We start from the raw sequence: 10,131 nt of genomic DNA, 5'->3' as shown, positions 1-10,131 counted from the left end.
ACTAATCCAAAAACAATAACTGTTGCCTGTAAAGGTTAAGAGATGCTTGAGCTGTATGAGGTAAAAGTCTCATGTACAGTTCTTAGGCGAGAAAGAGGGAGTAATCCCTCTGACTTAGCCGACAGATAGGATTCTCTAAGAAGGGTACGTTGCATTATATAAAACGGAATGCTATGAGTGATAACCCGTTTACTCTCAATGCTTATGTGAGGGAGATGTGGGAAGGATAAGGGAAAAGATACTGTATTATATCTCAGATCATAGACTTAGCGAAAATTCTCTACCAGTTTCTTACCAGCTTCAAATGCTTTCTTTAGAACTTCGTCATCTTTTGAAACTGCTCCCCGTTCGAAGTAACCAGTAACAGGGATTTTTTCAATCACCTCATAACCTAGGGCTTCAAGAGGCATTTCCAAAGCTTCAAGTGCAAACCCTATTTCTTCGATTTCTAATTGTTCACATATAGAAAAGACAATTGCCTTGCGACCTTGGTCTGCAAGTTTGCTTGAATACTGTCTAGGGTGATCATTTGTGAAATTATAGTAAGGGTATAACCTATCGATGAAAGATTTCATAGGCGATGTTATGTTGTAGTTGTAGGTGGGAGATCCCAGGATGAGACCTTTTGAAGCTTCAATCTCAGAATAAAGAAGATCCATGCCATCATTAAACTGCGTACAGGTCCCAGCTTTTCTACAGGCTTCACAACCAATGCAGAATTCAATAGAATAATTCCTCAACAAGATTTTTTTAGTATCAGCTCCTGCCGATTCTGCCCCTTTTAAAATATTATCAAGCAGGATGTCGGTATTCCCATTTTTCCGAGGACTTCCTCCAATCCCAAGAATTTTTACTTTGCTCACCTTATAGCCTCATATTTTTTTCAATTTGGTCTTAATTGCAAATCATGAAATAATGAATATGAAGGTTTCAAACTTATATGTGTATTATATTATTTATTGTTCATTCATCAAATTTAATGCTACGCTTGTAATTTTTAGATGGATGCACGGTTGATAAATTTGCCATATCCATCCGTTTAAAGCTCTGGAGTTTACATCACAAATATAATCTTGTTCTAGCAAACTACAAATTTAAATTCGAAAATGTCAGTGTTCAATTATTACAAAAGCACTGCACAATTTGGAAAATTACTATTGCCAAATGATTATGCGTGGCATATTTGAAGATATTCTCAAAGCCATAAAATATATAACATATAGTTTCGTTGGATAGTAACGAAGCTATTACCCATACATTTTAACTAACATTGGAAAAGCTTCCAATAATTTGGAGATTTTAATATCAAGAAGCCAAAAAAGAAAATTGAAGTACGAAATCTAACTAAAATTTTTGGGAAAAAGCCGAAAATGGCTCTTTCTCTCATCGAAAGCGGATCATCAAAACGCGAAATCTTTGAAAAAACTGGTCAGAACGTTGGACTCTACAACGTCAATTTTGATATCTACGAAGGCGAGATCTTTGTGATAATGGGCCTTTCAGGCTCAGGAAAATCTACTCTTTTGCGATGTATTAACCGCCTGATAGAGCCAACTGATGGGCATGTTCTTCTTGATGGTGATGATGTGGCCACTGCAACCTCTGAAGAACTGCGAGAAATGCGCAGGAAAAAGATGGGAATGGTCTTCCAGAATTTTGCACTTATTCCTCACAGATTAGTTCTGGACAACGTTGCATATGGTCTTGAGATACAAGGAATATCAAAGGAAGAACGGTATGCTAAGGCGAAAGAAGCTATCGAGACCGTTGGCCTTAAAGGTTATGAGGAAAGCAAAACCTCCCAGCTTAGCGGAGGAATGCAGCAAAGGGTCGGACTTGCACGAGCAATTGCAACTGACCCCGACATACTTCTGATGGATGAAGCTTTCAGTGCTCTTGACCCTCTTATAAGAAGCGAGATGGAGGATGAATTGCTTGCACTGGAGGACAAGATGCAGAAAACGATCGTTTTCGTATCTCATGATCTTGATGAAGCACTGAAACTGGGTGACCGTATCATGATAATGAATGATGGAAAGATCGCACAGATAGGCACTGCTGAAGATATCCTTACAGAACCTGCAGATGATTATGTCTCTAAGTTCGTAGCAGGTGTTGACAGGACCAAGATATTCACTGCAGAAGCGGTAATGAAACGTGCTGAACCTGTAGTATCAATTAACTCCGGTCCGAAAGTGGCTTTGCAATTGATGAGGGAACATGGTATATCTTCTATTTTTGTCGTTAACAGGGAAAAGCACGTCGAAGGCATCATTACAGTAGACGATGCATTGAAAGGCTCAAAAGAAGGAAAGAGCCTGAGGGACATTATGTCCGATGATGTTACCACCATTCATCCTGACACGCCCTTGAACGAACTGATTCCAGTAATAGAAAACAGTTCTCCACTTGCAGTTACAAGAGATGATGGAAAACTGACTGGAATAATTGTGAGGGGAAGTGTACTTGGTGCACTTGCAATCGAGGAGGTGTGATCCATGACTATAACTAAAATACCGATAGGTGAAGGTGTGGAAACACTGGTCAACTGGATCGAAGGCAATTTTGGATTCGTGCTGGACGTTTTCAGTGATATAACCGATTACATGATATCAGGACTTAACGATGCTCTCCTTTTATTTCCGCCGATACTGTTCACATTAATCATTGCAATTGCTGCATATTTTGTCGGCAATAAGGATAAAAGGCTTGCAATTGGAACCGCTGTTGGTCTGCTCCTGCTCGACAATCTGGGTCTCTGGGAATTGTCAATGGAAACAATAGCACTTGTACTCGCATCAGCTTTCCTTGCATTGGTTATTGCAATACCATTAGGAATTATTTCAGCAAAGAATGAATGGGCATTTCATGTTATCAAGCCTATGCTTGACTTGATGCAGACAATGCCTTCATTTGTGTACTTAATTCCTGCAGTCATATTCTTCGGACTTGGAAATGTCCCTGGACTTGTTGCGACCATTGTATTCGCAATGCCTCCTGCCATCAGGCTTACAAATCTTGGTATAAGACAGGTCCCCAAAGAACTGACCGAGGTAGCCGATGCATTCGGATCTACCCCATGGCAGAAACTTGTCAAGGTGGAGCTGCCAACTGCATTGCCAAGCATAATGGCAGGTGTCAATCAGTGTATCATGCTCTCACTTTCAATGGTAGTGATAGCTGCCATGATTGGTGCAAGAGGACTCGGGTATCAGGTTCTAATAGGTATCCAGAGGGTCGATATTGGCCAGGGGTTCGAAGCAGGACTTGGTATTGTGATCATTGCGATCATACTTGACAGATTCACACAGCATCTTACACCTAAGTAAGATGCTTATTTTTCATAGCGACAAAAAGTCGTATGATGTCTATAAAAATGAATTGGAGAATATTATAAGTTTGTGATACTTTGAATAGGAAAATGAAATCAGTAATATTGATATTAGTATTGATGATGACCCTTGCTGCAGCTGGTTGCGTGCAGCAGGAAGAAGAAACTCCATCTGAAGAAGCAGAACCTGTTATTATTGGTTATCCGCCATGGGATGATGCAAGGGCAAATACCTTTGTGCTAAAGCAGGTACTTGAATCTGAAGGATATGAAGTTGAAACTGTAAACGCTGACCTTGGAGCTGTTTTCCAGGGTGTTGCCCAGGGAGATATCGATATCTACGCCAGTGCATGGTTACCGACAACCCAGGGATTGTACTGGGATAGATATGGAAATGATCTTGATTATGTCAATAACATAAGCACTGGTGCAAAGATAGGTCTAGTTGTTCCAACTTATGTTACTATTGACTCCATAAACGAACTTAATGAAAATAAGGACAAGTTCGAAGGAGTTGTACAGGGAATTGAACCTGGTGCAGGAATAATGGCAACTACTGAAGTTGCAATGGAAGAATACAACCTTGATTATGTACTAAGTGCAAGCAGTACCGTTGGAATGGCAACTGAGTTGCAGGATTCCATCGATAATGAGGAATGGATGGTTGTAACACTTTGGCAGCCACATTGGGCATTTGCACGTATGGACCTGAAATTCCTAGAAGACCCGAAGAATGTCTATGGAGAAGGTGACAATCTTGTTCTCGTGGCAAGAAAAGATCTGTCTGAGGACAGGCCAGATGTCTATGAAATAATTTCAAGATATGAAATGGATATCTCTGATGTAGGATCTATTATGCTAGATCTTGACCAAGGATTGTCTCCTGAAGAGGCAGCTGCAAAATGGATAGAGAACAATCCAGAAAAGGTAAACGAGTGGCTGGGAGAATAATAAAGATTATTTCTCCCTTTTTATTTTTTGGTCTGCAAAAAGTAATCGACTATAAATTTCTAATGACAACGTTACATCTTTTTTATAGTTTAGAATTTCTACAGTTTCTTTTATCAAATATTTGAATTCTAATGCAATTATTAATCGAGATGTAAGTTACGGTACCAAATATTCATGCTTTAATATTACCAGATATGTTGGTATTATTTACAAGCCTGCCACAATATTCATAATTGCATTTTGCAAACACAATGTTCATTCCATAAGAGCTTGCTCTTGCAATTGTAAATGCGGTACTTATACCCATTGCTTTCATCTCTTCTTCCATTTTCATGAGTAAATGTGAAGAAAGACCTTTTCCGCGGAATTCAGGTAATGTTGCAAAATCGGTCATTTCCACAGCGGAATGGTCGTAGTCTATCTCAGCAGAAGAAAGTGCAACTGCTTTTTCATCCTTGAACACACCGAAATATACCACATTGTCTTCCATTGTCTTTAACAGATAATTGGGATCATGTATAGGAAAAGGATATGTCTCAAATGTCTCTTGATACACGTCAGCCATCTGTTTAATGTCCTGCTTATCGCATTTCCTTATAGAATATTCAAATGGAAGGGCAGAACCCAGACCTTTTTCTTTTGAAAAGGCTGTCTTTATTACATCCTCATGCACTTCAGCCAAGTAGTTAGTGCTTCTTTTATCATCAAGGAATTTGCTCATGATAACCGCAGCTTCTTTCCCATCATAAAATCGTGGGATTGATGCTTCACAAAGATAGTTATGATTACAAAGGAGTTCTTTGAAAGATTCTGGGACCTTTGTGAAGATCTTGGAATAATTTTCTTTTTCTGCAAGAGCATCCATTTCATCCAGAAGTGAAGGCATATCTGCTGAATCCAGCTTCATAAGATAGATCCGATCGTTATACCTTCCGTGCTGGATAATGGAGTTGCCTATTTTTTCAATAGAATCCATTAAGCCCTTCTCTCCATTCTCGCATTATCTTCAGGAACAAGACTGGTAGTATCATCATGATCCGCAAGCAGTTTAGCAATACCAATTCCCTTGTATTCTGTAGCATCTTCAAGTTTAAGCTGAAGACAGCAATCATCGCATTTACGGTCACAATATACCTGATTATATGATTCGGGCTCCTTATAGGTGGTAATAACACCTTCATAATTACGAAGGATAACACGATTCGTTGACCATGAGATGATGTAATTTGGCATTACAGGTATCTTTCCCCCTCCATGAGGGGCATCAATGACATAGGTCGGAACCGCAAACCCACTTGTATGACCGATAAGGTTCTCCATGATCTCTATTCCTTTTCCAATTGGAGTCCTGAAATGTGAAAGTCCTTCGGAAAGGTCACATTGATATAAATAGTACGGACGAACGCGGTTCTGAACCAGCTTATGGACCAACTTTTTTATGATCCTCTGGCAGTCATTCACGCCTGCAAGTAGTACCGTCTGGTTTCCAAGAGGGACTCCTGCATCTGCAAGCTTTTGAAGTGCTTTCCTAGAAGATGCTGTGATCTCCCGCGGGTGATTGAAATGTGTGTTTAACCAGACAGGATGATGCTTTTTCAAAACATCCACAAGTTCATCTGTTATACGATATGGAAGTACGACAGGCATTCTGCTGCCAATACGAATCACTTCTACATGAGGAATACTCCTTATTTCAGAAAGGATCCAATCAAGGTACTCATCAGATAGCATCAAAGGATCGCCACCTGAAAGCAACACGTCCCTTATTTGTGGGGTATTCCTGATATATTCGATACCTTTGAGGATTTTCTCCTTTCCTGGTATGCAATCAATGTCTCCAACCTTTCTTTTACGTGTGCAATGGCGGCAATACATCGAACAGACAGGAAGACCATTCAACAGAAATTGTTACTTTGAATTATCAGGATTCTTTACCCCAATAAGGAGCAAATCCATATTGTGAATAAGATCAGTAAGACACTTGCGCTCATTAGTTAGTGGCCAATTGTCTTTATCAAATCCTTCTACTTCTTCAATTAATTCCTTATTGTTTTGATGATTGTTAAAAATTTCGGTATCGATTATATTCTCAAAATTAAGAACAAGATTGATGATTGCCGCTTGGTAAATTATCTAAAACTATATCATCTCTAAATACAAAGATTAGTTTAGATCTCTGGAGGGTATTGATATGGGATCATTTCGTGAACTTGTAAATTTATATGAACAACTGGAAGAAGCCACCTCCCATGAAAGAATAATCGAATTGTTGGCAAACTTTTTCCGACATCTTGGTCCTGAAGATGTGAAAATGACAGCATATCTTGCCATTGGAACCATCGGCCCTAAATTTGAGGATATAGATCTCGGTATAGGTGATCGGAATGCTATAAAAGCGATTGCCCGGGCCTATGAAGTTCCAGAAAAAAAAGTTGAATCAAAATTCGCGGAAATGGGTGATCTTGGAGATGCAGCTTCTTCTTTTAATCAAAGAAAGAGAAGTTCGATTACAATAAGAGATGTTTTTCAGGATCTTACAGAAATAAGGGAAGCTTCCGGAAAAGGAAGTAAGAAACAAAAAATAGATCTGCTTTCAAAAATGCTTTCAATATCTAGGCCATTAGAATCAAAATATATAATTAGAATTGCATGTGGTCGCTTGAGGCTCGGATTTGGTGAAAAGTTCCTGTTGGAAGGATTATCCCTTGCATTTATCGGAAATCGTGATAATATAGACAAAGTGGAAGATACCTATGACATTTGTACCGACATTGGTCAACTTGCGGAGTCGATGGCAAAATACGGCATTAATTCGCTTGGGAAGTTCTCCATCAAACTTGGCAGACCTGTTCAAACGATGCTGGCCAAAAGAGTGCATTCAATAGAAGAACTGAACGAAAAGTTCCCCGGAAAAATAGCAGCTGAGGAAAAGTATGACGGTGAAAGGGTTCAAGTCCATGTGAACGGAAGCAATATCCAGGCATTTTCACGGCGTTTGACTGACATTTCCGAACAGTTCCCGGATATTATTGAGGCCGTCAGGGAAAGTGCACAGGCAGATAAAATGGTGCTTGATGGTGAAATTGTTGCATATAATAACGGAGAATTTCTTCCATTCCAGAAACTTATGCAACGGAGGCGTAAATACCAGGTTGAAGAATATATAGAAAAAATTCCTGTAGCTGTTTTTTTCTTTGATATTATCTATCTGAACGGAACGTCGCTGATGAACAGACCCTACCCAAAAAGAAGAAAAATTCTAGAGGAAAATCTAAAAGAAACGGATCGATCAAAGCTGGCAAATCGTATTGTAAGTGAGGATTTTTCGAAAACCATGGCTTTTTTTGATTCTTGCATAAAAAGGGGTATGGAAGGTATCATCATAAAATCAGTTAAGAAAAAATCCACATATAAACCGGGTATCAGAGGCTGGTTGTGGGTAAAGTGGAAAAAAGAGTATATCAAGGATGTAAGAGAAACCTTTGATCTGGTGATCGTTGGAAGTTATCACGGCAGAGGAAAACGAAAGGGTTCTTTTGGAGCGTTGTTATGTGCCGTTCTGAATAAAGACAAAAATCAATACGAAACCCTCACGAAAGTTGGTACCGGATTCGAAGAAAAGGATTTTGAAGAACTTGAAAAGTTATTGAAAAATAATTCTGTTAAAGAGCAACCCGTTAATGTATCAATTAAGAAAAATATGGAACCTGATAGATACATTGAGCCTTCTGTAGTTATTGAAGTACTTGGTTCTGAAATAACATCAAGTCCGAGTCATACGGCAGGAACAGGGGATTCTAAAAAGGGTTTTGCATTGCGATTCCCCCGTTTTTTTAGGATACGATACGACAAAGCCCCTTCGGACGCCACAACTGTTGAAGAAGTGGAGGAACTTAAATGATCAACCGGGAAATAGTTAAACTCCTATACGAAGTAGCCGATATATTTGAACTTAAGGAAGTTGAGTGGAAACCCCGTGCTTACAGGAAAGCAGCCAGAAAGATAGAGGAAATGAAAGAAGACATTTCAGAAGTATATGCAAAAGAAGGAAAAGGGGGTCTGGAAGATCTTCCGGGTGTTGGTACTAAAATTGCAGATCATATCATTGAATATATTGAGACCGGAAAAGTAGAGAAATTTGAAAAACTTAAAAAAGATGCACCTGCAGGTATAAGTGAACTTATAAATATCAGAGGTTTGGGTCCCAGAAAATCGAAACAATTGGTAGAAGGACTTAATATACAATCGATCTCCGACCTTAAAAAGGGCCTGGCAGAACACGAAGTATGTGAGCTTAAAGGATTCGGGAAAAGAACCGAAGACAATTTGGAAAAAGCCATCCTGCAATATGAAAAAAGCTATGAACGTATGCTTCTTGGAAAAGCAATGAACCTTGCTGAAGAAATAATATCTTACCTGAAAGAAAGCACTGATCTGAAGATGATCGATTATGCCGGTTCATTGCGAAGGATGAAAGAGACGATCGGCGATATTGATGTACTTGTTGTATCAGGTGATTCAAAAATGGTTATGGATAAATTTGTGAAGTTTAAAGATGTCAGGCGAGTTGAATCAAGAGGTAAAACACGATGTACCGTCATTCTTGAAGAAGGAGTTCACATCGATCTGAGGGTGGTTCCTGAAAATAGCTATGGTTCAGCCCTGCAATATTTCACAGGTTCAAAGGATCACAATGTTGCATTGAGGAATATTGCCCTTTCAAAAGGTTACAAACTATCAGAATACGGCCTGTTTGAGAAAAAATCCGAAAAGAAAGTAGAAGGTAAAAAGGAAGAACGTATCTACAAAAGACTTGGATTGAGCTTCATACCACCTGAGTTAAGAGAAAATCGGGGCGAACTGGAAGCGGCTAAAAAAGATGAACTTCCTGAATTGGTAGAGCTCAAGGACATTAAAGGGGATCTGCATATTCATACTACATACAGTGACGGACCTGATGATCTGGAAACGATTGTCCAACGGGCCAAAGACCTGAATTACAAATACATAGCCATAACTGACCACTCCAGATCCCAGAAGATCTCTGGTGGTCTGGAGATCGAAGAAATAAAAGAGCAATGGGATGAAATTACTTCCATTTGTCATAAATGTGGAATAAAAGTTTTAAAGGGAGCTGAAGTTAATATCCTCCCGGATGGAAGTCTGGATTATCCCGAAGAAGTACTCAAAGAACTGGACCTTGTCATTGGAGCCATACATTCCAATTTTGAATCTCCAAAAAAGGAAATGACAGAAAGAATAGTCACCGCTCTTGAAAACAAATATATGCATGTTCTGGGACATCCAACCGGCCGTCAGATCGGTATAAGGGAAGCATATAATGTAGATCTCGATACCATATTCAAAAAAGCAGCAACAAACAACAAAATGCTTGAAATAAACTGCCAGCCAACTAGACTTGATCTGAATGACACTTTGATCATGCAAGCAAAAGAATATGATGTTAAGTTCTGCATCAACACTGACAGCCATTCCAGTGATCAAATGGAATATATGAAGTATGGTGTGGGTCAGGCACGTAGAGGATGGTTAAAAAAGAAAGATGTTGCAAATACGTATTCTTTAAAAAAATTCCAAAAATTGGCTTTGTAGAAATCCTCAACTAAACTAAATACAGAATCTTGACATACCTGTCAAGGTTGTGCATTAAGAGCTTGAACTTCACATCTTTTACTTGGTTTCTATACTTCCTTGCACAAAGACTCTCTCCATATTTCCTTTTCAGAACTGAAAACATCGTTTCAACCAGATTACGTCGATGATATATTTCTTCATCAAATTCGTGTCTCATCTTCCTTCGATATCTTCCCTTGATCCTTATTGATATC

General features: G+C 39.1%; 8 protein-coding genes and 1 pseudogene. 5 read left to right on the top strand and 4 right to left on the bottom strand.

The window, feature by feature from the left end:
• Nucleotides 1–266: 266 nt before the first annotated feature.
• Nucleotides 267–863, bottom strand: coding sequence for a flavodoxin family protein (locus tag E7X56_RS01890; protein ID WP_135604268.1), 597 nt, complete (start codon nucleotides 861–863; stop codon nucleotides 267–269).
• A gap of 507 nt (nucleotides 864–1,370) precedes the next feature.
• Here E7X56_RS01890 and E7X56_RS01885 point away from each other — a divergent pair.
• The 3 genes from E7X56_RS01885 (at nucleotide 1,371) to E7X56_RS01875 (ending at nucleotide 4,282) form a co-directional block, all read left to right on the top strand.
• On the top strand, nucleotides 1,371–2,495 hold the full coding sequence (locus tag E7X56_RS01885; protein ID WP_135604266.1) for a glycine betaine/L-proline ABC transporter ATP-binding protein: 1,125 nt from the start codon (nucleotides 1,371–1,373) through the stop codon (nucleotides 2,493–2,495).
• 3 nt (nucleotides 2,496–2,498) lie between these two features.
• On the top strand, nucleotides 2,499–3,329 hold the full coding sequence (locus tag E7X56_RS01880) for a proline/glycine betaine ABC transporter permease (RefSeq protein WP_135604264.1): 831 nt from the start codon (nucleotides 2,499–2,501) through the stop codon (nucleotides 3,327–3,329).
• A gap of 92 nt (nucleotides 3,330–3,421) precedes the next feature.
• Nucleotides 3,422–4,282, top strand: a complete 861-nt coding sequence (locus E7X56_RS01875) for a glycine betaine ABC transporter substrate-binding protein (RefSeq protein ID WP_135604262.1) — start codon at nucleotides 3,422–3,424, stop codon at nucleotides 4,280–4,282.
• 172 nt (nucleotides 4,283–4,454) lie between these two features.
• On the opposite strand, the gene ablB is transcribed toward E7X56_RS01875, so the two are convergent.
• Complete coding sequence (ablB, locus tag E7X56_RS01870) at nucleotides 4,455–5,258, bottom strand: putative beta-lysine N-acetyltransferase (RefSeq protein WP_244603362.1); 804 nt, start codon at nucleotides 5,256–5,258, stop codon at nucleotides 4,455–4,457.
• Complete coding sequence (gene ablA / locus E7X56_RS01865; RefSeq protein WP_244603361.1) at nucleotides 5,258–6,181, bottom strand: lysine 2,3-aminomutase; 924 nt, start codon at nucleotides 6,179–6,181, stop codon at nucleotides 5,258–5,260. The genes ablB and ablA overlap by 1 nt, the downstream gene beginning before the upstream one ends.
• Nucleotides 6,182–6,473: 292 nt before the next feature.
• Between ablA and E7X56_RS01860 the strand changes: the two genes are divergently transcribed.
• Nucleotides 6,474–8,183 (top strand): ATP-dependent DNA ligase, encoded by a 1,710-nt coding sequence (locus E7X56_RS01860; protein WP_135604260.1) that lies wholly within the window; start codon nucleotides 6,474–6,476, stop codon nucleotides 8,181–8,183.
• Nucleotides 8,180–9,895, top strand: a complete 1,716-nt coding sequence (gene polX, locus E7X56_RS01855; RefSeq protein WP_135604258.1) for a DNA polymerase/3'-5' exonuclease PolX — start codon at nucleotides 8,180–8,182, stop codon at nucleotides 9,893–9,895. Before E7X56_RS01860 ends, polX begins: the two co-directional genes overlap by 4 nt.
• 10 nt (nucleotides 9,896–9,905) lie before the next feature.
• On the opposite strand, the pseudogene E7X56_RS01850 reads toward polX, so the two are convergent.
• Nucleotides 9,906–10,121: pseudogene (locus tag E7X56_RS01850) on the bottom strand (transposase); the annotation flags it as partial.
• Between the last annotated feature and the right edge of the window lie 10 nt (nucleotides 10,122–10,131).

It is taken from the genome of Methanococcoides sp. NM1 (genome assembly GCF_900774285.1).
Classification (GTDB): Archaea; Halobacteriota; Methanosarcinia; order Methanosarcinales; family Methanosarcinaceae; genus Methanococcoides; species Methanococcoides vulcani.
The sequence above is the reverse complement of the archived record's forward strand: the minus strand, read 5'-3'. Positions and strand labels throughout refer to the sequence as shown.

Coding starts and splice junctions, on each gene's coding strand:
- E7X56_RS01875 (WP_135604262.1), top strand. CDS start 3,422: ATGAAATCAGTAATATTGATATTAGTATTGATGATGACCCTTGCTGCA.
- E7X56_RS01880 (WP_135604264.1), top strand. CDS start 2,499: ATGACTATAACTAAAATACCGATAGGTGAAGGTGTGGAAACACTGGTC.
- ablB (WP_244603362.1), bottom strand. CDS start 5,258: ATGGATTCTATTGAAAAAATAGGCAACTCCATTATCCAGCACGGAAGG.
- polX (WP_135604258.1), top strand. CDS start 8,180: ATGATCAACCGGGAAATAGTTAAACTCCTATACGAAGTAGCCGATATA.
- E7X56_RS01885 (WP_135604266.1), top strand. CDS start 1,371: ATGGCTCTTTCTCTCATCGAAAGCGGATCATCAAAACGCGAAATCTTT.
- E7X56_RS01860 (WP_135604260.1), top strand. CDS start 6,474: ATGGGATCATTTCGTGAACTTGTAAATTTATATGAACAACTGGAAGAA.